The 22,433-nt window shown below is 65.0% G+C and carries 22 protein-coding genes; 13 read left to right on the top strand and 9 right to left on the bottom strand.

What is annotated here, in order from left to right; genetic code table 11:
- Window positions 1-11: 11 nt before the first annotated feature.
- The 9 genes from AUL38_RS10815 to AUL38_RS10775 all read left to right on the top strand — a co-directional run bounded on the left by AUL38_RS10815 (window position 12) and on the right by AUL38_RS10775 (window position 9,371).
- Window positions 12-581 (top strand): hypothetical protein, encoded by a 570-nt coding sequence (locus AUL38_RS10815; protein ID WP_059062056.1) that lies wholly within the window; start codon window positions 12-14, stop codon window positions 579-581.
- Between the two features lie 80 nt (window positions 582-661).
- The gene (locus AUL38_RS10810; RefSeq protein ID WP_059062053.1) at window positions 662-2,965 is read left to right on the top strand and encodes a hypothetical protein; all 2,304 of its coding nucleotides are present in this window, start codon (window positions 662-664) and stop codon (window positions 2,963-2,965) included.
- A complete protein-coding gene (locus AUL38_RS10805; RefSeq protein ID WP_059062051.1) occupies window positions 2,920-4,602 on the top strand; it encodes an MBG domain-containing protein in 1,683 nt (560 codons plus the stop codon). Before AUL38_RS10810 ends, AUL38_RS10805 begins: the two co-directional genes overlap by 46 nt.
- Window positions 4,603-4,649: 47 nt before the next feature.
- A complete protein-coding gene (locus tag AUL38_RS10800; RefSeq protein WP_059062050.1) occupies window positions 4,650-5,474 on the top strand; it encodes a class I SAM-dependent methyltransferase in 825 nt (274 codons plus the stop codon).
- On the top strand, window positions 5,461-6,633 hold the full coding sequence (locus AUL38_RS10795; protein ID WP_059062047.1) for a hypothetical protein: 1,173 nt from the start codon (window positions 5,461-5,463) through the stop codon (window positions 6,631-6,633). The genes AUL38_RS10800 and AUL38_RS10795 overlap by 14 nt, the downstream gene beginning before the upstream one ends.
- Window positions 6,630-7,739, top strand: coding sequence for an ABC transporter permease (locus tag AUL38_RS10790; RefSeq protein WP_059062045.1), 1,110 nt, complete (start codon window positions 6,630-6,632; stop codon window positions 7,737-7,739). Before AUL38_RS10795 ends, AUL38_RS10790 begins: the two co-directional genes overlap by 4 nt.
- A 2-nt stretch (window positions 7,740-7,741) precedes the next feature.
- Window positions 7,742-8,341, top strand: a complete 600-nt coding sequence (locus AUL38_RS10785; protein ID WP_201023736.1) for an ATP-binding cassette domain-containing protein — start codon at window positions 7,742-7,744, stop codon at window positions 8,339-8,341.
- Between the two features lie 8 nt (window positions 8,342-8,349).
- Window positions 8,350-8,991, top strand: coding sequence for a Crp/Fnr family transcriptional regulator (locus AUL38_RS10780; protein WP_059062043.1), 642 nt, complete (start codon window positions 8,350-8,352; stop codon window positions 8,989-8,991).
- A gap of 35 nt (window positions 8,992-9,026) precedes the next feature.
- Window positions 9,027-9,371, top strand: coding sequence for a hypothetical protein (locus tag AUL38_RS10775; protein WP_059062041.1), 345 nt, complete (start codon window positions 9,027-9,029; stop codon window positions 9,369-9,371).
- A gap of 66 nt (window positions 9,372-9,437) precedes the next feature.
- Here AUL38_RS10775 and AUL38_RS10770 read toward each other — a convergent pair whose 3' ends face one another.
- Window positions 9,438-10,313: a 3-hydroxyacyl-CoA dehydrogenase family protein gene (locus AUL38_RS10770; RefSeq protein WP_059062039.1), complete on the bottom strand. Its 876-nt coding sequence runs from the start codon at window positions 10,311-10,313 to the stop codon at window positions 9,438-9,440.
- Window positions 10,314-10,408: 95 nt separating this feature from the next.
- Here AUL38_RS10770 and AUL38_RS10765 point away from each other — a divergent pair, with 95 nt between their 5' ends.
- Window positions 10,409-11,107, top strand: coding sequence for a TetR/AcrR family transcriptional regulator (locus AUL38_RS10765; RefSeq protein WP_059062037.1), 699 nt, complete (start codon window positions 10,409-10,411; stop codon window positions 11,105-11,107).
- On the opposite strand, the gene AUL38_RS10760 is transcribed toward AUL38_RS10765, so the two are convergent.
- Window positions 11,064-11,972, bottom strand: a complete 909-nt coding sequence (locus AUL38_RS10760; RefSeq protein ID WP_059062035.1) for an ADP/ATP-dependent (S)-NAD(P)H-hydrate dehydratase — start codon at window positions 11,970-11,972, stop codon at window positions 11,064-11,066. The two genes, AUL38_RS10765 and AUL38_RS10760, sit on opposite strands and share 44 nt — an antisense overlap.
- A 164-nt stretch (window positions 11,973-12,136) precedes the next feature.
- On the opposite strand from AUL38_RS10760, the gene AUL38_RS10755 reads away from it, so the two are divergent.
- On the top strand, window positions 12,137-13,090 hold the full coding sequence (locus tag AUL38_RS10755; protein WP_059062033.1) for an alpha/beta fold hydrolase: 954 nt from the start codon (window positions 12,137-12,139) through the stop codon (window positions 13,088-13,090).
- A 61-nt stretch (window positions 13,091-13,151) separates the two neighbouring features.
- Here AUL38_RS10755 and AUL38_RS10750 read toward each other — a convergent pair whose 3' ends face one another.
- From AUL38_RS10750 to AUL38_RS17410, 6 genes are all read right to left on the bottom strand, one after another.
- On the bottom strand, window positions 13,152-14,981 hold the full coding sequence (locus AUL38_RS10750) for an ABC transporter ATP-binding protein (protein WP_235590690.1): 1,830 nt from the start codon (window positions 14,979-14,981) through the stop codon (window positions 13,152-13,154).
- Window positions 14,978-15,910, bottom strand: a complete 933-nt coding sequence (locus AUL38_RS10745) for an ABC transporter permease (protein WP_083506800.1) — start codon at window positions 15,908-15,910, stop codon at window positions 14,978-14,980. The genes AUL38_RS10750 and AUL38_RS10745 overlap by 4 nt, the downstream gene beginning before the upstream one ends.
- 1 nt (window position 15,911) lies before the next feature.
- Window positions 15,912-16,871 carry an ABC transporter permease gene (locus AUL38_RS10740; RefSeq protein ID WP_059062031.1) on the bottom strand — a complete coding sequence of 320 codons (960 nt, stop codon included), beginning with the start codon at window positions 16,869-16,871 and terminating at the stop codon, window positions 15,912-15,914.
- A complete protein-coding gene (locus tag AUL38_RS10735) occupies window positions 16,868-18,457 on the bottom strand; it encodes an ABC transporter substrate-binding protein (protein ID WP_059062029.1) in 1,590 nt (529 codons plus the stop codon). The genes AUL38_RS10740 and AUL38_RS10735 overlap by 4 nt, the downstream gene beginning before the upstream one ends.
- A gap of 84 nt (window positions 18,458-18,541) precedes the next feature.
- Window positions 18,542-19,681, bottom strand: coding sequence for an alpha/beta hydrolase fold domain-containing protein (locus AUL38_RS10730; protein ID WP_083506799.1), 1,140 nt, complete (start codon window positions 19,679-19,681; stop codon window positions 18,542-18,544).
- A gap of 288 nt (window positions 19,682-19,969) precedes the next feature.
- Window positions 19,970-20,122 carry a hypothetical protein gene (locus tag AUL38_RS17410; RefSeq protein WP_161937435.1) on the bottom strand — a complete coding sequence of 51 codons (153 nt, stop codon included), beginning with the start codon at window positions 20,120-20,122 and terminating at the stop codon, window positions 19,970-19,972.
- 373 nt (window positions 20,123-20,495) lie between these two features.
- Between AUL38_RS17410 and AUL38_RS10725 the strand changes: the two genes are divergently transcribed.
- Both AUL38_RS10725 and AUL38_RS10720 read left to right on the top strand, forming a co-directional pair.
- Complete coding sequence (locus AUL38_RS10725) at window positions 20,496-20,864, top strand: DUF2695 domain-containing protein (RefSeq protein WP_059062027.1); 369 nt, start codon at window positions 20,496-20,498, stop codon at window positions 20,862-20,864.
- An 83-nt stretch (window positions 20,865-20,947) separates the two neighbouring features.
- Window positions 20,948-21,871 carry a helix-turn-helix domain-containing protein gene (locus AUL38_RS10720; protein ID WP_059062025.1) on the top strand — a complete coding sequence of 308 codons (924 nt, stop codon included), beginning with the start codon at window positions 20,948-20,950 and terminating at the stop codon, window positions 21,869-21,871.
- A gap of 150 nt (window positions 21,872-22,021) precedes the next feature.
- Here the strand turns inward: AUL38_RS10720 and AUL38_RS17405 are convergent.
- Window positions 22,022-22,433: hypothetical protein (locus AUL38_RS17405; protein WP_201023735.1), on the bottom strand; the 412-nt coding region annotated here is incomplete at its 5' end.

Below are 22,433 nucleotides of genomic sequence, written 5' to 3'. Positions count from 1 at the left end.
AAGGAAGTCCCATGCCCCGAACCTCAGTACCGCGCCGCGACCGCACGTTCAGCATCGCCGTCGCGACGCTACTCGCCGCCTCAGCTGTCCTCTCCGGTGGGAGCGCGGCTCAAGCCACCCCGGGCTTGAACGTGGGAACCCACACTGTGTCCGCGAACGTCTACGTTCACGCGAGCGATACTCCTATCGGGCTGAATGCTTACGTGACGAACCCCGCAGCACCGCCGCTGGGATACCCGAGTAGCCCCGTCGTTGGGAACGCGACTCTCGAGGTGCAGCCCGATGGCACTGAGCTGCTCACCGTCCCCCTCGTAAACACCACGTTCGGTGTGCTCAGCTTCCCGGCAGCCTCAGCTGACGGGGCCGTCAGCGTTGTTGAGACAGGTACCACAGCATGGAAAACCGCATCGGGCGGCCCGAAGACGCGAATCAGTACAGTGACGTTTGACGTGACTGACTTCGCGGGTGGAGCTGCCGTCGCGACGTTCAGCCCGAGCCAAGAGTATGCGAACTTCTTTCTCTACCGCGGTGTCAAGCAGTGGGATCTCAATCTCGTGTGGGACACGACGACAGCCCGTTGAGGCAGTAGTCGAAGTTCACACCCCCATCACACAGCCTGAGCCGGCACCCCGGAGCAGCTTCTTCGAAAAGGTTTGACCAGATGCACACCCGCGCACGTAGATCCCTGTCGATATCGGCCCTCGCGCTATCCGTGATTCTTGCAGTGGGCACGCCCAATGCAGCGATCGCCGTCACCGCGGACGGTGCGGCTCCCGAGATCACCCAGCAACCACTGAGCGTGAGTGTTACGGAGGGGATGCCAGCGAGCTTCTCTGTAGGGTTTGACGACAGCGGCGACACATCGGTGCAGTGGGAATCGTCCGCTGACCAGGGGACGCTATGGACGCAGATCGAACCCTCGGACAACGAGACAGCGGATGACCCGACGCTGGTCGTCCCGGCGCCAACCGTGTCGGACGACGGCATCCAATTCCGCGCCCGAGTTGAGGGAGCCGCAGGCAGCGCCACCAGCGAAGCGGCGACGCTCAGCGTTGGGCTGCCAGAGGCTGTTCCCGAGCAGGAGCCCCTAGCCTCCGGCACTGTCGACGACGTGACTGCCGAGGACGGGGGACCGGCTGACTCAGCCCCGAGCTCGGCGGGGGATGACTCTGGCCCTGGGGATTTCCCGGACCCTGGAGATGACGCGGCGACAGGTCCCGGACAGGAGACAGCGCCGTTCGGCGAGCTGCGAGGAGCTGGGGCAGCCGGTATGCCAGCACCGGCATCGGCCGCTCGTCTCGCGCCGGGCATTTACACTGCCACGGTGAACCCGTTCGTTGCAGCAGCTGATGCTCCGATCGGTGTGAACGTATACATGGCCGATGCGTCGTTCCCACCGGTCAATCCGCAGAAGCTCAATGCGACCCTTCGCGTTGCTGCGGACGGAACAACCGAGGTGGACGTCCCGTTCACACAAGAAATCTTCACGCTGCAACAGATCAGCAGCAGCGATGAACTGCGCATTACCAACATCGAGCGCGGCGGTTCGATTGCCTGGGCGAACCTTCAGCCTGACCCGCGTTACCCAGATCGCATCGTGAACGTCACCGCTGAGCTCGCGCACTCCGGAGGGGAATACACCTTTGGGCCCGCGGTGCAGTATCCCGTTCCACTCGCGACCGAAAAGACTTGGGCGATTCACCTGAGTGTCGACTTCGCTGGCGCGGTGCGCCAACTCAGCGGCGACTTCACACAAACCTATGAGCACACGGCAACGGGTGCCGAGGTGACCGTGTCAGCAGAGGAAGGCGACGGACGCATTCCCCGACTCACGGAAGCGAAGCTGGGCGCGACCACTCCGACGCCCGATCATGAGGCGATAACGCGAACGCTCGCGCGTGACTTTCTGAGCGAACCAACCGCGCAGAGCTGGCGGCTTGACCTCCTCGCCGGGGAGGAATCGATCGATCTCAGCGGCGACATCGCGACGCGTGTCACGCTGCCCACTGACGTTGAATCACCGGTCGTGTTCGCCATCGAAGGTGGCAAAGCGACGAGACTTGAGACTGAGGCGATTGCTGAAGCGAGCGTCACCTTTGCGCCTGATGGCCTCGGGACATTCGCGATTGTCGACGCCGAGGCATCCGTTCCCTGGGCACACACGAAAACCTTCGAGAGTGACTTGGGCACCACGATGACCTATCGGACCACGGGTGAGGCAGATTGGGACTTTCCCGGCATGGACTTCGAATCGCTCGATTCGCTCGGCGCATACTACTCGTTCCTCGGTGAAGAGACTTCAGCTGCCCGCACGAGCGAAGCAGCAGCGCTGCTACACGAGGCCTTTGAAGACCCGGATGTGCGACTGTTCACCTTCGGACTCGATTTGAGCTACGAAAACGTTCCCGGTGCGACGGTCGCGAAACATTCCTCGTGGCAGTATCCGCTCGGCGGCGGGCTGACGAGTCTGAGTGGCTCGGTGCCTGTGAGCGGGGACGCCGACCGGGTGTATCTCGTCCGTGGCACGGTTGGATCAGGGCTGACGTCAGTAGAACCGTTGGGAGCCGGAAGTGGGTCGCGCTCTGCTGCGTTCACCATCGTTGGGGTCGACACTGATGCCGAATCACCCGCAGCGATGGTGCAGGTCGCGCTCTGGAATGCGGCGACAGGTAAAGATGGTGACATTGATTCCGCGCAAACCTCGGGCACTGAGATCGCCTACGTGCTGGTGGCCAGCGAGAAGCCGAAGCCGATCGCTAAACCGCAGGCTGTCACCGCGCTTCGCTACACCGGGCTTCCGCAACACGGCGTGCTCGACGGAGAGGGATACGAGCTGTCGGTGCGGCCAGTAGCGGCTGACGCGGGGAGCTACGTCGCTCGTGCGACACTGCTACCGGGTTCGTGTGGAACGACGGGAGCATGGCCCCGGTCGATATCGCTTGGGAGATCACGAAGGCGCCACTGACCGCAACGTACGGGGGCGAGACCATAGCCGCGAACGGGCAGCCGAGACTTGCGCTCAGCTACCGCGGCTTTGTCAACGATGAGACTGCGGCGACCGCGGCGGGCTTTGTGAGCCCAGTCATCGCACCGCCGGGTGCCCTCACGGCTGGCGCGCGGTACGAACTCACCCCGGTTGGTGGAAGCGCGACGAACTACCGCTTCAGCTATGTGGGCGGAACGCTGTCCGTGCGAGAGGAAGCACTCCCCGACGAATGGCTACCCGGGACATATCGAGTCACCGCGAACCTGTTCGTCCCCGCTGCGAAGAACGACATTCTCGGGCTCACCGCGTACATGACGAACCCCAAGAATCCACTTGTCGACCCTCGTGACCCCAACTACGGCATCCCGACCACGCCAGTGCGCGACAACGCCTCGCTCATCGTGGACAAGCGCGGCACACGTTCACTCATCGTCGACGTGCCGAACCCTGCCTTCACGCTCATGCAGCTGGGCACGCCCTCAGCCGGGGTGGAGCTGGCCGGTGTCGCTCGCGATAACCGAACCTACGGGGCCAACACTGGCGGGCGCATCACGCAGGCAGTGTTCAGCCTGGACAGCACGAAATCGGACTACGTGTTTTCCCGGAGCCGGGTGTATGCGGCACCACTGCAGCTCGACAAAACCTGGGATATTCACCTTGCGGTCGACTACGCCAGCGCCACATGGCTGTCCGCAGACACCAAGGTGAAGATCCCCGGTGGAACCCGGGGCAGCCAAACCGGCTCGGGCAGTGGAGGGCAGCGTCCTAACCCTGGAACCGGCAGCGGTGCTGGGGGCAAGGGTGGCTCCGGTGGCAAGCAGGGCAGCAGGCTCCCTGCGAGCATCGACCGTGGTGCGGTCGCAGACACCCAGCTCGCACCAGGAAGCTACCCGGTGAGTGCAAACATCTGGTTTAGCCGTGCGGACACTGGGCTGCCGCTTGACCCGCACATCACGAGCGGTGCCTTCCCTCCGAAAGACCCTGTCGCAGACAATGCCACGCTGATCGTGTCCCAAGATGGGGCAGCTCGGGTGACAGTCCCCGTAGTGATCCAGGACCGGATTCTTACCGTGCGCAGCATTTCGGGAGGGGGAGTTGTGAGCACCGGCGGCGGCTCGACGGTTTCGAGCGTCACCGTGGACCTAGGCCGCATCGACCCCACCGCGTCAGCGATCGCGCGCGCGATGACTGCGTCGGTGACGATCGGCGACCTCGCGTACAGTATCGGCGGTCCAATCTTTGGCGGCACCCGAGAGCACACGTGGCCCGCGGCGTTCGAAGTGAATCTGTCTGGCGTGCCCACTTCCGGCGGCGGAGCGATTCCGAGCGCCATCCAGACTGCGCTCGCCAAGCATGCGGACTCGGCGGATGCGGCGAAAGCGCTCGATGCGCTCGAAGCGGCACGCAAGGCAAACGAAAAATCGAAGCTCGCAGGGGCTGGCACCGGTTCGTCCTCGCGTTCAAGTCCCGTGACCGCTGATTCGACCGGCGGCCTCGATTCATCGTCGCTGGTGGCGACCGCCATCGGCATCGGGGCGCTCATTGCTCTTGCGGGCGGGGCCACCCTCCTGGCCAGACATCGGATCCGGATCAGACGCCCACTCGTCGAAGACTAACGAGCCCTGCGCCACACTTCACTTTCTCTCACAGTAAGGAATTTCTCATGAATCGCACACCAGCAGTCCTTCCGGAACATGATCGCCCTGTCGCTACCATGGCTGGGCATTGGCTGCTCGCCAAACTGGGCAAACGAGTGCTCCGCCCCGGCGGCCGTGAGCTCACCGAGCGCATGCTCGATGCGGCGCAGATCGCGGGGAGTGACGTCGTCGAACTCGCTCCCGGGCTCGGCCACACTGCGAGCGCGATTGTGAGGCGGCAACCCGGCTCATACCGAGGAGTTGACAGCGACCCAGCGGCGGTCGCTCAGGTAAATCGGAAGCTCGGGCTCGACGGGGCGGTCCTGCAAGCTGACGCGGCCGACACGGGTCTTGAGGACGGCAGCGCAGACGTCGTGTTCGGTGAAGCTATGCTCACCATGCAGGCTGACCGGTCGAAACGCGACATGATGGCCGAGGCGCTTCGCGTACTTCGGCCCGGTGGCCGCTACGTCATTCACGAACTCGGGCTCACCCCTGACGGGCTTCCCGAGGACACCAAGAAGGACATTCAGCGAGCTCTCGCGCAGTCGATCAAGGTGAACGCTCGTCCCCTCACCAACATGGAGTGGCGGGGGCTGCTCGAAGACGTCGGCTTCGAGGTACACGAAGCAACCCACTTCGCGCCGATGCGGCTTCTCCAGCCCAGCCGAATCATAGCCGACGAAGGCTTGGGCGGTGCGGCACGCTTCGCGGGCAACGTCCTCAGGATGCCAGCAGAGCGCAAGCGCGTGCTCGCGATGCGGCGCACATTCACGCGTCACCGAGACGCACTTATCGCTGTGGGGATCGTGGCGGTCAAGCCCGGCTCATCGACCCATGCTGCCGAGTAACCTCCCCGACGCCGAGCGGCGGTCTTCGCAGACGGTCACCCGCAGGAGATTCCTGGGGGCGCTCGGGGCGCTCACTTCGCTCAACATGCTGACCGCATGCGCAGCAAGGACGCCCCGAGACCCAGCACCGGTGACAGGAGGACCGCCCCGCATCGAAAACCGGCCACTCATGGGAAGTCTCGACCCGGTCGACGTGCGGGTCGGACTCATCCTCGGGCCGCCGTCGATGGGGCTGAGCCAGTTTCTTCTCGCGGCACAGGCGGGGAACACCTACCACTCATTTGAATTCGAGGTGACTGGGATCGACTTCGCAACGCTGGCAGCTCGCTTCAACCGGGGTGAATTTGACATTGTCACGCTCCCCTCGAACATCGGCGCCGTGCTCTACAACAACGACGACATCAATACCGAAGTGCGGGTGATTAACGTCGGCAACCTCGGGGTGCTCTACGTCGCAACCACCGACCCGACCATCACCAGCATGAATGATCTGCGAGGCAGAACTGTCTACTCGATCGGGCAACACGGCACGCCAGAATTTACGATTGCGACAGTGCTCGACGGATATGGTCTCGGCAACGACGTCGACATGTCGTATCGGGCGACCCCGTTCGAAGTCCTCAACCTGCTCCAGAGCGAGGAGAACTGCGTAGCCGTATTGCCGCAGCCCTTTGTCGAACTCGCCCGCACCATGGTCGACGAACTGTTTACGCCGGTCGACCTCACGGCCGCGTGGGACGAGATGCCGTCGAACACGAATCGATCGCAGGCCGTGACGACCCACACCATCGTGAACCGTGCGTTCCTGGAACAACACGAATCCGCAGTCATCGAATACCTGCAGCAAGCGGGATCCTCAGTCGATTTTACTCTCGACAACATTGAGGCCGCGGCTGCGGTGCAGGAGGAACTCGGAACGTTCCTGAACAATGAGGTGGCCGCGGCCGCAATGCCCTTCTGCAGCCTCGTGAGTCTCACAGGTGAAGTGATGCACGATTCGCTCGCGGGATTTCTGTCGGCGATCTACTCGCAAAACCCGGCAGCGGTAGGCGGTTCGCTCCCCGACAACGGGTTCTACTACATGCCCCCAATCGGTGCACTCGAACTGGACCTACCGACGCTCACCGAGAGCGACCGGGTGTCGGCGGACGCCTCGTGAGAGACACACCCGAGACAGCCACCAGCGGTGCAGCGGGAGCGCGGAACGCGCAGTGGAGTGACGGAGAACTCTTCGCGCTCATGCGCGCACACGCGCCGGCGGGTATTGACCCCTCTGCGATGCTTCCCGTGCTCCGCGAACTCGTCGCGAATGGTACCGATCCGCGCGACCTCGTCGCAGCGATGCAGTCAGCGGGAACGGTGGTTCACCACACAGGCAGCACGACCGAAGGAACTGACCAGGCCAGGGCAGCCGCAGACGCCGCTTCGGCGCAAGGACTCTCGCCCCTCGCCAGCGCGAACAACGTCGAGCGCACCCGCGGCCGGACGCCGGTGTCACGCGGCCGATCCTGGTATCTCCGCAAGACTGCGATTGTGCTGTTTTGGTTGGGTCTGTGGGAGCTCACGGACCAAATCGTCGACAACCGGCTCCTGCTGGCGGGCCCAATCCGCACGTTGGAAGCACTCATCGCCGCGGCCGCCGAACCGGCATTCTGGGGTATCGCCGGGTCGTCGCTCGGGCGTATCGTGCTCGGCTTCTGCGCCGCGCTTGCCGCAGGGATTCTTCTTGCTGTCGTTGGCCACCGCCTGCAGTGGTTCCGTGAACTCCTCGCGCCGTTCATGTCCGTGATCAAGACAGTTCCGGTGGTGTCCTTCATCATCATGCTGCTCATCTGGCTCGGTGGCCAGGCGCTCACCTCATGGCTCGCGTTTCTTATCGTGTTGCCGCTCGTGTACACGAGCATGCTGACTGGGCTGGGGGCGGTGAGCGTGCTGGATCTTGAGCGGGCTCGGGTCTTTCGTCTCTCCAAGTGGAAGCGCTTCTGGTATCTGTCACGGCCTGCATTCATGCCGTTCCTCACCAACGCATGCAAAGTGGGCGTGGGGATGAGCTGGCGGGCGGGGATCATGGCAGAGCTGTTTGCGACGACCACAGGGTCTATCGGCAAGGAGCTGTTTACCGCGAAGACGTTTCTCGATACGCCGACCCTGTTTGCGTGGACGGTGGTTGTCATGGTGTTGAGCGTCCTCTGTGAACGACTAGTGATGCTTGTGCTGCGCTGGTGTTCGCGCCCGTGCGGCGGCTGGCTGGGGAAGGAGCAGTGATAGTGGGGGACATCCGTGTTGACGGGCTGTCGAAGCGCTTCGGACTACACCAGGTGCTTGATAACGTGAGCTTCCGGCTCGACGCAGGTGGCAGGTATTGTCTCATGGGTCCGTCTGGAGTCGGCAAGACGAGCCTGCTCAGGCTCATGATGGGCCTCGAACAGGCTGATAGCGGCCGTATCTTGGGTGTTGACCCGAGGGCACTCTCGGTGATGTTCCAAGAAGATCGCCTGAGTGAAACACTGAACCCAGTGGAGAACGTCGCGCTCGTTCACCCGGACCGCCGCGTCTCGAAGCCGTGGATTCGTGAGGAGCTCTCTGAACTGTTGCCCGAGCGCTCGCTTGCGCAGCCTGTGCGTGAGCTATCTGGCGGTATGCGTCGCCGGGTGTCGCTCGCGTGTGCGGTGCTCGCTCCGAGCACACTGATCCTGCTCGATGAACCCTTCACCGGACTCGACTGGGATACGAAACACACAGTCGTTGGGTACCTCAGGTCTCGCACGGCAGGCCGGACGGTGCTTGCCGCGACGCACGGTCGTGACGACGCGGGACTGCTCGACGCACACACGCTCACGCTCTCGTCCAGTGACGGCAAGAAGTGAGGAGAGGCATGGCGAACCACGCAGCCGCAACCTATCGCTCCCGCGTATTTGCGGGCATTCCGCGCGAGGAACACGCGGGACTCCTCGAATCAGTCCGTGCGATCACCCAGAGCTATCGGCAGGGAGAGGCAATCATCCGCATCGGGGAGCGGATGAGTTTCTTCCCGGTCATGCTTACCGGCGCCGTCCAAGCGACGGTGCCCCGCGGCAGCAATACACAAATCGTCGAGCGGTTCGGTCCGGGGGACTCGTTTGCGGAAGCTGTGGTCATGAGCGACGGCCCCTCGCCGGTGGAAATCGTCGCGCTCACCGACGCCGAGGTTCTGCTCCTCCACCGGGGCCGGCTGCTCGGGGCGAGCCAGCGTGGTGCAGCCCGATTGCACGCGAACCTCGTGCAGGAGATGTCAAAGAAACTCGTGCACCTCAGCGTGCGTCTGAATCTGCTTGCGGAGCCGAGATTGCGTAACAGGATCCTCATGTCGCTCGAGTCCTTTGGCCGTTCCAGTGAGGGCGAGATTCTCCTCCCGTATTCGCGAGCTGACTGGGCAGACTACCTTGGAGTGAACCCGAAAGCGCTCATGCGTGAACTGCGACGCATGCAAGACGAAACCCTCATTGAGGTTGAACGCAAACGGGTGCGGCTCCTCTAAACGGGCCGCCCCAGCAACAGAAAGAGCACACACGTATGATTGACCACGCGGATGATTTCGATATCCTCGCAACCGGCATCCCGGCGCTTGTCTCCCTCGCGCCGACGCGTGAGGGGCGGGTGAGTGTCGGGAGGGTGTTCGACGGCGACCGGCTCCGCGTACGGACACTGAATATCCCGGCCGGTGTCACGCTCGCCGAGCATGTCTCTGGAGTTCCGGTGCTCATCCATGTGGCTTCCGGACGCGTCACTATGGACATTGGAGGCCACGCGCACGAACTCGGGCAGGGCGCGCTCGTGCGTGCCGCTGGAGATGTCGTGCACGAGGTGCACGCGATCGAGGATGCACAGCTCGTGCTGACGTTCCATCCGGAGGAGTAAACGGGGTGCGTGAGTCGGGTGCGATCGCCGACCAGGAAGGCTGGCGATCGCACCCGGTGTCATCGGCTACTTGTCGTAGCTGTAGAAGCCCTCGCCGGTCTTGCGGCCGAGCTTGCCCGCCGCAACGTAGGTCTTCAGGAGCTCGCGCGGTGCCTCGGGAAGGTGCGGGTTCTCGTCGGCGTAGTGCTGTTCGATGTCGAGCACGACGTCGAGTCCGACCTGATCCATGAGCGCGAACGGGCCGACCGCGATGCCCATGTTGGCCTGCATGATCGCGTCGACGTCCTCGGGGGTGCTGACGCCAGCGGCGACCACTGCGAGAGATTCGCGTTTGATGGCAGCCCAAATGCGGTTGAAGATGAAGCCCGTGCTTTCGGCGTGCGCGATGAACGGCGCGAGCCCGAAGCGCTTGAGCTCGCCTGCAACGGCTTCGAGGAGGCCCTCGGTCGTGTGGCCGTCGCTCATGAGCTCGACGGCCATGCTCTGCGGTGGCATGGCGAAGTGCATGTTAAAGACGCGCTCCGGGTTCGAGACCTCGTCGATGACGTTGCTCGATGCGTAGGAGGACGAGTTCGTGGCGAGCAACGCGTCTGCGTCAGCGAGCCGGTCCAGTGTGCCGAAGAGCGGGCGCTTGATGTCGAGTCGCTCGGGAACTGCCTCGACGACGAGCCACGCTCCGGGGAGCGCCGACTCGACGTCTGCCACGGCAGTGACGGTTCCGGCCGTTGCCGAGATGCCCTGCGATTCGAGTCGAGCGGTGAGCTCGGGCACGGTTGCCTCGACGTATTCGAGTGCGCCAGTGCGCTGGGCCTCCTGCAGGTCGGCGATCCGTACGTCAGCTCCGCCCGATGCGAAGACCGCGGCGATGCGGCGCCCGAGGGTGCCGCCGCCGACGATGACGATCGGCCGCTGTGCTGCGTCTGCTGGAAGTGCGAATTGCATGGGATCCCTCGTTCCTGGTGATGTGCTCACCGTGAGTATTCGATACAGTTTCTACTGAATTCATTATGTATCGAGATTGCGGCGAAGGGGAGGAAATGTCGAAGGTCGAGCCAAAACTCTCAGGTGGCACTGAGCCTCACGAGGGCGCGGCGCCGAAGCGACGAGCCAGAGCGCACACGCGTGCGGCGATCATCGACGCGGCGGAAGCGCTCTTCGCCGAGCATGGCACGCCGAGCGCCTCGATCGACGAAATCTGTGCGCGCGCGGGCTTCACGCGCGGTGCGTTCTACTCAAACTTCCGCACGGTCGATGACGTGTTCTTTGCGCTGTACGAACGGAAAACCGCTGCCCTCATCGAGCGCCTGCGCAGCCACGCGGTGGCGCCTCGACCGATGGGGCTCGCTGACAGCGAGGCCGGTGGCACGCTCGAGGCGGTCGTCGACGAGTTGCTCGCCGTCATCCCAGCCGACGCCCAGTGGTACGCGTTGCGAGCACTGTATGGCTTGCGCGCGGCGGCGGACCCGGCGCTGAGCGCGGTGCTGCGCGAGCACGGCGAGGCGTTCCAAGCGGGCTTCATTCCCGTGCTCACCCAGATTGCCGATGCGGTTGGCGGGGCGCTGCTGCCCGATGTCGAGGAGGCCGCCAGGGTGGTCACTGCCGCCCATGTCGGGTCGGTGTTGCAGGGAGCATTTGCCGACGATCCTGCCCGACTGCGCCGGGACACAGTGCTCGCTGCGCTCAGCGGAGTACTCAGCCCCGTGCCTCCCGCAGCCGCCCGACCGCCGCGGGAATAGCGCCCGCCACGTCGAGCGCGGTGATCGGGGTGCCCGACGTGGAGTGTGGGCCGTGTGGATCGTTCGCCGCGATCCGCGCGGCCGCATCGTGCACGAGCGCAGCCGTAGCACCGAGCTCCGCCAGGAGCGCCGGATTCGCGCGGACCGCGTCAGCGTGGCTCGCCGTGAGCGCGCCGAGGATCCCGGCGAGCACGTCGCCAGTGCCAGCCGCGGCCAGCCAGGGGGTAGCGGGCCCCACCCGGAGGATCGTGCCGTCGGGCGCCGCGGCGATCGTGATCGATCCTTTGAGGAGCACCGTCGCGTCGAGGCGCCGCGCAAGGTCTGCGGCCGCGTCCGCGTTCGACGTGGGGCGCGGCGCCTCCAGCGCATTCCAGAGGGCAGCGAACTCACCGGCGTGTGGAGTCAGGATTGCGGGCGCGGTGCGACGGCGCTCGGTCGACCGGACCGCGCCGAGATCGAGCGCGCCGGCATCAATGACCACCGGGTTCCTCTCCGACAGCAGCGCTTCCAATGCGGCCTGCTCGGCAGCCGTCCGCAATCGGGGGTCGGTTCCGCTGCCAATGAGCCACGCGTCGCAGCGCCCCGTCACCTCGGACACGACGGTCTCCGGGCGTCGGGCGAGGACTGCCGCTGCGGGGGAGGGCAGTCCGAACGCTGGCTCGGCGTCCTCGAGCTGCGGCGAGAACTGGACCAGCCCGATGCCTGTGCGCCACGCGGCCTCGGCGCCGAGCACGGCAGCGCCCGGATACGCGGCGGACCCGGTGCGTAGGCCGAGCACGCCGCGCGAGTACTTATGGGTGTCACGGCCCGGCGCAGCGAGAAACCCCTCAGCGTCCCCGGCTGTCCACGTCGTCGGTTCTCCCATGACACCCCTCATCTCGCGACGCACCGAAGCAACGAAACGACGGCACGCCTCCAGCGTAACCCGCGACTGTTCTGCACCCTGCCCGGGTATTTCCCAGGCCAATTCGCCCGAGCCATGACACAGTTAACCCTTCACCGCATCCGCTGCCGAACGAAAAGGTCTCCGTGAAGAAGCCCCTGAAAATCACCCTCATCAGTTTGGGCACGGTCGTCGCGCTCGTCGGCGTGACCCTCGCGACGACATCGATCGCCAACGTGGTGCTCACGAACAAGGAGGTCGCAGACCTCGAACCGTACGGTGAACTCGTCGAGGTTGACGGGAAGCAGATGAACGTCGCAGTCTTCGGCGAGGGCGAGCAGACCATTGTGCTCACGCCCGGAGCTGGCACCGCTTCGCCCGTCGCCGACTTCGCTCCCGTGATCGCAGGGCTTGAGGACGAATACCGCATCATCGCCGTTGAACCCTTCGGGTACGGGCTCAGCGATCAGGCCGATACGCCACGCACCACGGACAACATCGTGCGCGAGGTCCACGAGGCCGTTGCCGCGGTCGGCGCAGAGGAATACATCCTCATGGGGCATTCGATCACTGGGATTTACGGCCTGCGCTATGCGAACACGTACCCCGACGAGGTCACAGCGTTTGTCGGGATCGACACCTCGGTGCCCGAGCAGCCGGGGATGGACGAGGTTCCCGGCATCATCGGAGCGGGCCCCGCGCTGCGGGGGCTCGGCATCATGCGGGTCGTCACGTCGCTCGCGGGCAGCCCGCTCGAGGGGAACCCCGCGTACTCAGATCTGGATCGGGAGCGGCTCGACGTGCTGACGATGCGCAACTCGATGGCGCCCACCTACATCGACGAGATCAACCACCTCGGGGAGAACTTCGCCGGCGCCGCGGGCGAGACATTCCCGAAGGATCTCCCGCTGCTGCTCATGTACCAGGCGAAGAACCCTGACTTCCCGACGTGGAACGCGATGCACGAGGCGCAGGCGGAGACCGTCGACTATGCGGTGACGCGCGAGATCGACGCCGACCACTACCTGCATCACACGAAGAGTGACGAGGTCGTGGCAGAGACGAAGGCATTCCTCGCGGGCCTGCCCGTGACCGACTGACCCGGCACCCGCGAGCGTCATCCTCAACGCCTCGCGCCACGGCGGATACGTGGGCGCGGCCCTACAGCGTCGGAATATTGGCGAGGAGCTCCTTCGTGTAGGCGTGCTTCGGGTTGTTCAGGACCTCGTCCACCGGGCCATCGTCCACGATCTCGCCGCGGTTGAGTACGGCGACGCGCGAGGCGACGTGGCGCGCCAGGGCGATGTTGTGCGTGACGAAGAGCACGGTGAGGTCTCGTTCCTCCTGCAGGGTGTGGAGGAGCGAGATGATGTTCGCCTGCACCGAGACGTCAAGTGCCGACGTGATCTCGTCACACACGAGCACCGATGGCATGTTGACGAGGGCGCGCGCGATTGCGGCGCGTTGACGCTCGCCGCCCGAGAGGTCGCCAGGCCGCCTGTCGTAGAACTGGCGGCCGAGCTGCACGGCGTCGAGGGCGTCTCTCACCCGCTCGCGGCGCTCCTCTGCGCTGTGCTCGCTCGACATCTCGAGTGGCACGAGGAGCGACTGCCCGAGCGTGCGTCGCGGGTTCAGCGACGAGAACGGGGACTGGAAGATGTATTGGATCTCCCGCCGCTGCTCCTGGGTTCGCCCCCGCGTGGACGTCGCGAGCTCCTCGCCGTGGTAGCTCACGGAACCCGTATACCCTCTGAGCAGGCCGGCGATGGATCGGGCGAGTGTTGTCTTGCCCGATCCTGATTGGCCGAGGAGGAGCGTGCTCTCGCCCGCCGCGAAATCCAGGTTGATACCGCGGAGCACCTGGTTCTTGCCGTAAGCGACGCGGAGGTCGCGGATCGAGATCTGCGCCGCCCCCGCAACCGGCGCCGCGCCGGCCGGAGCGTCGTCAGCATCGTGGGCGCCACCTCCGGTGACGCCACCCCCGTCGCCGTTGCCTGAGCGGGAGACGACCATGTCGGGGGCGGTGTGCTTGAGGATGTCGAGCTCGCCCGTCAAGAACTCTGTGGTGCGCGCGTTCATCTTCGAGAGCTTGCCGAGCTGGTTCTTGCCTGCAAGATCGGGCACGGCAGCGAGGAGGCGGCGTGTGTAGTCGTGCTGTGGGCGCACAAGTACCTGGCTGGTGTCTCCGACCTCGACGATCTCGCCGCGGAGCATCACCGCGACCCGGTCAGCGATCTCCGAAACGACGGCGAGGTCGTGGGTGATGTAGAGCCCCGCAACCCGGTTCTTCACGGTCATGTCGCGAATGGTGTCGAGTACCTGCTCCTGCGTGGTGACGTCGAGGCCGGTGGTGGGTTCGTCGAGCACGATGACGTCGGGGTACATCGCGAACGCCATCGCGATTCCGATGCGCTGCTGCTGTCCGCCCGACAGCTGGTGCGGCCAGCGGCGCAAGTACTCGTCGCTATCCGGGAGCCCCACCTCGCGGAGCACCGAGCGCACTCGATCCGCCCGCTCGGCCTCTGACGCGCCATAGTCGTGAATGTCGAGCACCTCGCGAATCTGTGCGCCAACGCGAATGCTTGGGTTGAGCGAGAGCGCCGGATCCTGCGGCACATAGCTGACGCGCGCACCGCGGAGCTGGCGCCTCGACGACTCGTCGAGCGTGAGCATCTCCCGAGGTTGCGGACTGTCAGACGGGTAGAGCGTGACCGTGCCGCCGGTGTGCGCGAGACCCTGGCGGATGTGGCCGAGGATCGCTAGGCCGACGGTCGTCTTGCCAGATCCGGATTCCCCGACGAGTGCGAGAATCTCTGCAGCTCGAAGGTCGAGGTTGACCTCTGACACCACAGCGAGGTCGGTCGCTGTTGCCGCGATCGTGAGATCGTCGACCTCGAGGATCGGCTCGTCGGCGGACATGCGAAGTTGCCAGGCGGTGCCGTGCTTGTGCGCATCCGTCGCGATGGGCGCGACGGGGGAGTGCTGGGTCATGACTGCTCACCTGCGTTCGTGTTGGCGGACGCGCGTGCGATCGAGTCCGCAATGAGGTTGGTACCGACGGTCAGGATCGCGATTGCGAGGACCGGGAGGAGCACGCCAGCGGGTTGGAGTGACAGCGCGATGCGGTTCTCGTTGATCATGAGGCCCCAATCTGCCGCGGGCGGCTGAATTCCGAGCCCGAGGAACGAGAGCGACGCGATCGCGCCGATCGAGTACGTCAGTCGGAGCCCCGCCTCGACGGCGAGCGGACCGGTAATGTTCGGCAGGATTTCACGGGTGAGGATCCGGCCGCGAGGGACCGCGTACATCTCAGCCGCAAGAATGTAGTCCTCGTTGATGACGTTGAGTGCGGCAGAACGCGCGACTCGAGCGATCCGCGGTGCGTGCGTGATACCGATCACGGTGACGAGCACCCAGCCCTGTGGGCCGAGCACCGTCACCGCGAGCAGTGCGAACAGCAGCTGCGGCACGGCGAGGAGCACGTCGTTCGCGCGCATGAGGAGCGAGTCGAGCCAGCCGCCGGTATACGCCGCAGTCATGCCGAAGGCGACACCGATGACGAGCCCGACGAGTGTGGCGAGCGCGGAATAGATGAGCAGGCTGAGCCCGCCTGCCAAGAACCGTGACCACACGTCGCGGCCGAGGTTGTCGGTGCCGAACAGGCCGTCGGGTTGGAACGGGCGGCTGGCGAACTCTGTCGCCGTATACCCTGTCGCCCACGGTAAGAGGAGCGGGCCAAGGAACGCGAGCAGCACGACGGCGGCGGTGAGTATCACTCCGGTCTTTGCCTGCCGTTGCCGCCAGAAGCGGTGTGTGAGCGACACGTTTGCGCCGGTGTGTGCGGACTTCGTCTGGGCGAGATCCTGTGCTGACAGGGTGTCGGTCGGCTGCGAGCCGGAGGTGTTCTGCGAATTCGACATGTTAATTCCCTCCTCGAGTGCGGAGTTTCGGGTTCGCGAGGATCCCGACGATGTCGGCGAGAAGATTCACGACGACGTAGATCACGGCAACGATCATGGTGATCGCGACCACGACCATCACGTCGCGGTAGTTCACTGCCTCGATGAGTGCCTGGCCGAGGCCCGGGTACCTGAAGAGGAACTCGACGACGACCACGCCGCCAGCCATCCAGGCGAGCTGGATCGCGATGACCTGTGCGACAGGGCCGATGGCGTGCGGGAGCGCGTGGCGCATGATCACGCGGCGCTCCGGCACGCCCTTCAAGCGTGCCATCTCGACGTAGCCCGAATCGAGCACCTCGAGCATTGTCGCGCGCATCATGCGCACGATGTACGGAGTCACGACGAGCACGAGCACGAGCACGGGCAGCACCAGCTGGGACGGGAAATCCCAGACCTGCGTCCCTGGGGGCTGCATCGTCACAGCCGGGAGGACCTGAAACACCGTGGTCGAAAACAGGGCGACGAGTGCAATGCCAACAACGAACTCGGGGAGCGCTGCGAGCACGAGTGAGATGCCAGTGATGACCGTGTCAGTCGGCCGGCCGCGGCGCAGCGCGGACCAGATGCCCACGATGATGCCGACCGGGATCGAGATGACCGCTGCTGCGACCATGAGGAACAACGAGGCACCCACCCGCTCGCCGATGAGCGCGGCGACGGGTTGGGACGTCGCCGCGGATATCCCGAAGTCCCCGACGAACAGCCCGCCGAGCCAGAGCACGTAGCGCTTCCACGACGGCTCGTTGAGGTTCATCTGTTCATGGATCGCTGCGATGCGTTCGGGCGTGGCCTGCTGCCCAAGGATGGCCTGTGCCGGGTCGCCGGGCAGGAGCAGGGTGATGAAAAAGATCACCATCGAGACGACGATGAGGATCGCGACGCTGATGGCGAGGCGTCGCGCGATGAGTCGCAGAATCATGACATGTCTCCAATCCAGACGCGCTGCAGCTGGAATCCCGAGAGCGGAATCCCCGTGGCATTCGGGACGAGCCCGCCGACGTAGGACTGGTAGGCGTCGAGCTGGTTTGCGAAGCCCCAAATAATGAGCCCACCGCGCTCGTACATGATCGCCTGCGCCTGCTCGATGAGTGCGCTGCGCGCGGCCTCGTCGATCTCGCCGCGGGCCTGCACCACGAGGTCGACGAACTCCTCATCTGTCCAGTTGGTCTCGTTGAATGGCGAATCTGGCATGGCGCCCGAGTTCGCCTGCGGCAGGAAGTTGCGGGTGTACCAGAAGCTCTGCGAGAACGGGTACTCGAGGTAGTCACCCCAGTAGGTCGTGAGGTCCATGCGATTGATCTTCACCGTGATGCCCGCTTCGGCGGCCTGCTCGGCGAAGACCTGCGCGGCCTCCACGGTGCCCGCCTGAATGGGGGCTGTCGCGAGTTCGACGGAGAGGCCGTCTGGGTAGCCCGCCTCGGCGAGCAGACGCTTCGCCTCCGTGATGTCTTGCGTGCGCTGCGGGAACTCCGGGTAGGCCGGGTCGAAACTCGCGAACATGTCGTTGCCCACTGTGCCGTAGCCGGACAGCACCTGTTCGACCATCTGTTCGCGATCCACGACGAGGCGAAACGCCTGTCGCACCCGCTCGTCGTCGAAGGGAGCGACGTCGGTGCGCATCGTAAAGGGCAACCACATTCCGGTCTCGGAGTCGAGGATATGCATGCGTGCATCGGAGTCGATGACCTCGGCGAGGGCCGCGGGAATCTGGGCGACCGCGTCGACCTGACTCGAGAGCAGTGCGTTGATGAGCGCGTCGGTGTCATTGAAGTTGAGCAGTTCGATCGTGTCGAGGAACGGGCCGTCGTCACCCCAGTAGTAGGGATTCCGTTTGAGAACAGTCGACTGCCCGGGGGCGAAACTCTGGAGCATGAAGGGGCCGGTGCCAACCGGGGCCGCCGGGTCAAAGTCCTCAGGAACGATTGTCATGGTGTATTGCCCGAGCCCGTCGTCGAGCGCGGAGTCTGGCTGGCTCAGCCGGAACTCCACGGTGGCGTCGTCGATGGCGACGACCTCCCGCAGATGCCCGAGACCGGCCGCGCCGACCTTTGGGTCCTCCGGGTCTACGATGCGCTCGATGCTTGCCACGACATCGTCAGCGGTCATCGGGCTCCCATCCGAGAACTTCACGTCCGTGCGGAGATGCGCCGTCCAGACCGTCGCGTCGGCGTTGGGCTCGACCGAGGTGGCGAGCATCGGCTGCAGCGCGAAGTCATCATCGCGGTACAGCAGAGAGTTGTACATGTTGACGGCACGCGCGATGTCCCCGAGGTTCGTCGCGACCGCGCCGTCGAGGGTGTCTGCGGCGCCACCGCCGACGAAACCGACGCGGAGTGTGCCTCCCTCCACTGGGGATCCTGGGCCAATACTCCCGGCGTCGGGAATCGTCTGGCCGCCGCAGGCTGCCAGGAGGGTGGCGAGGCCGAGCGCGAGCGCGGCTCCGAGAACGCGGCGGCGGGTCTGCCGGGGCTGTGAGCTGCGCACACTGGGGGCACTGTTCACCATTGAATCGCTTCCTTTCGCATGTTCCTACCCAACGCATGCTGGGTAGGAGGTGAGGCGCCGAGGGTGCGAGGCTTGGCGCTTGGGTCAACGTGTCTGTCTGGGGCTCTCCTGACTGCCATTGGAGCGCACGAACACCGGGGGCGTCGGGCTCTGTGTCGCAAGGCGATGTCTCGCGAACTCGGCGCCGTCCGCAAGGGCGGCCGACGCGGAATCCAGCATGCGGCCGAAATGGAGGAACGAGTGCAGCACTCCTGGAACGATCGACCACTGCACGTCGTGTCCGGCAGCTGCGAGCCGGAGTGCGAGCGCCTCCGTGTCATCTCGGAGGGGATCGAGTTCCGCGCCCACGACGAACGCCGGTGGCAGCGGTGCGTCGAGATCGGCGGTGAGGAGCGCGGCGTACGGGCTGTCTCGATCCGAGGGCTCGGTGAGGTAGGTGTCGTCGATGAGGGCGAGGTCGTCGGGCGACATACCGTCCCAGAACCCGCCAAAGCGGTGCCGTGACGGGGAGTCCTCGAGGCCGTACCCGCCGTAGTAGAGCAGCATCGCCTTGATCGCCGCAACGACTCGCTCGGGCTGAGCCACGGCTCCCGGCACGCGAGCGGGTTCGTCGCGAAGCATGAGCACCGCTCCGAGCGCGAGCATGGCTCCCGCCGAATCGCCTGCGACGGCGAGACGTCCGCCATCGATACCGTAGCGCTCGCCGCCGAGCGAGAGGTGAGCTATGGCTCCGGCGCACTCAAGGAGCGCCTGGGGGAATCGTGCCTCGGGAGAGAGGGAGTAGTCGATGGCGACGACGGCAGCGCCAGAGGCTCCCGCGAGGACCCGCGCGATCCGATCGTGGGAGTCGAGATTTCCGAGCATGAACCCGCCGCCGTGCATAAAGACGATCGCCGGTAGAACGGGCGCGTCCGTTGGGCGGTGCATGCGTGCTCGGACCTGCGTTCCCGAGAGATCAAAGGTGAGCTCCCGTGTCTCGTGCATGTCTGGCCCGCCGACGTTCCAGAACGTACGCTCTGCGAGATATTCGGCGCGGGCGGCTGTGATGATCGCGCCGGGCGCATCCGATGAGAGCGGGCCGCTGGCCTGGCCCGCGCCTTCGCCGCCCTGGGCTGCTGCCCCAGGCTGGCGCGCCATTCGATCGAGCTGATGTTTGACCACGCGGCGCATCTGCGCGGAGAGCGCTTGCTGAATGTGCAGCGGGATATCGCTGAATGACTGCATAGGTGTCCTTCCATCGTCTCGGTGCGGGGTGTTCGGCCACCGGCGCGCGAGCCAGCGCGGTAGCATCGCGGCCTGCGGGGGCCACGCATCGACGGTGCGCGACGTCGCCCGCCGTGAGCTTTTCAGCACAGCGTGGATCAGTGCGGAAGTGGTTGGCTGGGACACGCACGGGGTCGTGCTGCCCCAGGGGTGTTCGGGTTCCGTGACGAATGCGTCCCACTCACGCCGTGGACCGGCGCGCGGTACCTCCGGCGGCGACAGTCGTGCGGCGAGAGGTACCAGTGCGTTTCATGGCGGGGTTTGTCCGGGGGACAAGCCGCGGTTCAGGAACTGGCCGACCTCGACATCAGCGACCGGCCCTGAATCCGGCAGGGCGCGGGCAGCGTGGTTGTCTGGGGTGCCCGGCGGCGTCCCCGTGACCTGCTGCTGTGCCTGAGCCATGACCCGACACTAGGTGAGGGCTCGACAAGGCCGCAAGTGGTGACTTTCCGTGGTGCAGTTGCGAATTAGTGCACTACGAACGTTGCGTACTGGTCCGCCTGCCCTGTGGGGGACTCAGTGTGTGACGTGGTGGGCGGTTGGGAATTTTGCCGAACTTGATGCGCAAGCGGCGTTCCTGAAGTTACGCAAACGTGATTTCCTTGCCCGCCCGCGGTGGGCTGGCCCGGCACCCGTGATCGTGCTCCCTGAGGCCTGAGCTGAGATGTCCAGCCAGGCTGGGTGTTATTGCGTTGCTTCCCTGTTCGGCAACGAGTGAGGTGTACATGTCGGAGGTCGAGTGCATACTGTCCCCATGAAACCTCTACACAACGAAGTGACCGAGTACGCCGAACGATTACTGCGTGAGGCCGCGTCCACGCTCGCAGTTCCGAATCATCGAGAGTGTCTGGCGTGCTACGTCAGCCGCCAACTGGGTGAGTTCGGGTGCGACACCACGCTGCGCTTCACTGAACGCTTCCGAGATCTGAGAGCGCCCGCCGCCACGGGGCTCGCCGACCGCCTGGGCAGGCGCGGCGGCTTCTGCGATTGCGAGATCTTCTGGAACGTCTACGAGGAATGCGATGCTGATGACCCTGCAAACTATCGCGAGAGCGACGGAAGCTTCATCATTGAACCCTGCCGCGGAGTGCGGCGTGGGTCGACGCAGCCCTGCACGATCTGGCGCAGCAAACGGCGCGAGTAAGCATGCAGCGCACACAGGCGGCTGTGTGACAAGGCGGCCGTGTCTCTGCCGTGGGGCGGTCAACAGTTCGGTACCGTTGACACATGCCCCACTCCAGTGCCCCGCGTCAGATCTCCGACCGCGACGTGGCCGAGTTTTCGAGCGCTGACCTGCAGCGCGAGGGTACCCGCAGCCGCGATTCGCTCGCCATGGATGCGGTCGTCCACGCGTTCGGCCCGGTGTATGTCATCGATGCCTCGGGAGGGCCGACGGAGATCGAGCGCCGGCCGTTGGTGCCTGGTATGCCGACCTTCGATGTCGTTTTCGTTGAACGCGGCACCTTTGCCTACCTGGAGAACGGAGCCTGGATTGAGTCAGACGCCCCGCTCCTGATTGCGCCAAGCGGCCTCCCGCTCCGCGTGCGCTTCTTGACGCCGTGGAAGTTTTTGGTCGTCCGGATTGACCGTGAGGTGCTCCTGCCGTTCCTCTCGAACCTGCCCGAAGTGGCTGCTGTGTATGGGGAACTCACGCTGCCTGAGCGGGCGATGCGCAGCTATCTGACTGAGCTGGCCGCCGCCCCGCCCCAGGTGAGCCCGGGTGACGCGGCGACGGTGTCTCGCGTCGCGATCGAAATGGCGGGAGCCCTGTTGCGGCACCGCTTCCCAATGCTGTCGGGGCAGCCCGCCAGGGGAGTCTCTGACGTGTGGCGTAACGCCATCGGTGTGATCGCGCGTGAGTGCAAGCGCCCCGGGTTCAACACGGCTGAGCTCGCAGAGACCATCGGCTGCTCCGTGCGGCAACTGCAGCTCGCGTTTGCGCGGCATGAGACGAGCGTCGCAGCTGAGCTCCGTCGGGAGCGGGGCAGGGTCGCGCGGTCGCTGCTGCAGAACCCCGAGCATGACGCGCTCTCGAGCGGGGAGGTCGCTGAGCGGTCCGGGTTCGGATCGGCATCGACGATGTATCGTGCGCTGCTCGAACTGTACGGGGTAACGCGGCAGGAACTGCGCCGCCGCGGCGCAGCGGCATAGCCGAGACACTTGCCGCCGGCGGAATTGATAGTGATGCTGAGGCGCTCGACGTTGATAATGACACGCTACATGCAGTGTTGGGGCGCGCCGTGGAGCAACGCAACCTTGCGTTCTTCACCCTGTTGGCCAGTCGCGAGAGCGCATCTAGGGTTACGCGATTCGTTCGACGGAGAGCGTGACCGTGGTGTCTGCGGCGGGGACATGCGGGGCGAGTTCGCTCGCGAACGAGATGGTGTCTCCTGCCTGTGCCTCCAGGTATGTCGTGGTGCCAAACGAGCCGCCCTGGAGGGGCACCCGCACTGTGAGGACGAGAGGGACGTTCACGTTGAGGACTGGGAGGTCAACGACGGAGCTGGGGAGCTGCGTACCGTTATGGTACAGCGAGCAAGTCGAAGTGACGTCGGTTGCAATTGATGCCGATGCCGGGGTGGTGACCGACGAAGGTGTTGCCGTGTAGGTCAGGCGGTACACGCCGGCTTCTGGGAGAGTGATGGTCCCGTTGTCGTGGGTGGCTGCGGGCTCTGGGCTCGAGAGCTCTTCGGTGAAACTCACCGTGTGCGAC

Origin of the sequence: Leucobacter sp. G161, from assembly GCF_001482305.1 — a bacterium.
GTDB lineage: Bacteria > Actinomycetota > Actinomycetes > Actinomycetales > Microbacteriaceae > Leucobacter.
Note: the sequence above shows the minus strand (reverse complement) of the source record. Positions and strands in the feature narration are given on the sequence as shown.

Coding starts and splice junctions, on each gene's coding strand:
- AUL38_RS10810 (WP_059062053.1), top strand. CDS start 662: ATGCACACCCGCGCACGTAGATCCCTGTCGATATCGGCCCTCGCGCTA.
- AUL38_RS10750 (WP_235590690.1), bottom strand. CDS start 14,981: ATGACCCAGCACTCCCCCGTCGCGCCCATCGCGACGGATGCGCACAAG.
- AUL38_RS10815 (WP_059062056.1), top strand. CDS start 12: ATGCCCCGAACCTCAGTACCGCGCCGCGACCGCACGTTCAGCATCGCC.
- AUL38_RS10745 (WP_083506800.1), bottom strand. CDS start 15,910: ATGTCGAATTCGCAGAACACCTCCGGCTCGCAGCCGACCGACACCCTG.
- AUL38_RS10795 (WP_059062047.1), top strand. CDS start 5,461: ATGCTGCCGAGTAACCTCCCCGACGCCGAGCGGCGGTCTTCGCAGACG.
- AUL38_RS10800 (WP_059062050.1), top strand. CDS start 4,650: ATGAATCGCACACCAGCAGTCCTTCCGGAACATGATCGCCCTGTCGCT.
- AUL38_RS10805 (WP_059062051.1), top strand. CDS start 2,920: ATGGCCCCGGTCGATATCGCTTGGGAGATCACGAAGGCGCCACTGACC.
- AUL38_RS10720 (WP_059062025.1), top strand. CDS start 20,948: ATGCCCCACTCCAGTGCCCCGCGTCAGATCTCCGACCGCGACGTGGCC.
- AUL38_RS10740 (WP_059062031.1), bottom strand. CDS start 16,871: ATGATTCTGCGACTCATCGCGCGACGCCTCGCCATCAGCGTCGCGATC.
- AUL38_RS10730 (WP_083506799.1), bottom strand. CDS start 19,681: ATGCAGTCATTCAGCGATATCCCGCTGCACATTCAGCAAGCGCTCTCC.
- AUL38_RS10735 (WP_059062029.1), bottom strand. CDS start 18,457: ATGGTGAACAGTGCCCCCAGTGTGCGCAGCTCACAGCCCCGGCAGACC.
- AUL38_RS10780 (WP_059062043.1), top strand. CDS start 8,350: ATGGCGAACCACGCAGCCGCAACCTATCGCTCCCGCGTATTTGCGGGC.
- AUL38_RS10765 (WP_059062037.1), top strand. CDS start 10,409: ATGTCGAAGGTCGAGCCAAAACTCTCAGGTGGCACTGAGCCTCACGAG.
- AUL38_RS17410 (WP_161937435.1), bottom strand. CDS start 20,122: ATGGCTCAGGCACAGCAGCAGGTCACGGGGACGCCGCCGGGCACCCCA.
- AUL38_RS10760 (WP_059062035.1), bottom strand. CDS start 11,972: ATGGGAGAACCGACGACGTGGACAGCCGGGGACGCTGAGGGGTTTCTC.
- AUL38_RS10770 (WP_059062039.1), bottom strand. CDS start 10,313: ATGCAATTCGCACTTCCAGCAGACGCAGCACAGCGGCCGATCGTCATC.
- AUL38_RS10775 (WP_059062041.1), top strand. CDS start 9,027: ATGATTGACCACGCGGATGATTTCGATATCCTCGCAACCGGCATCCCG.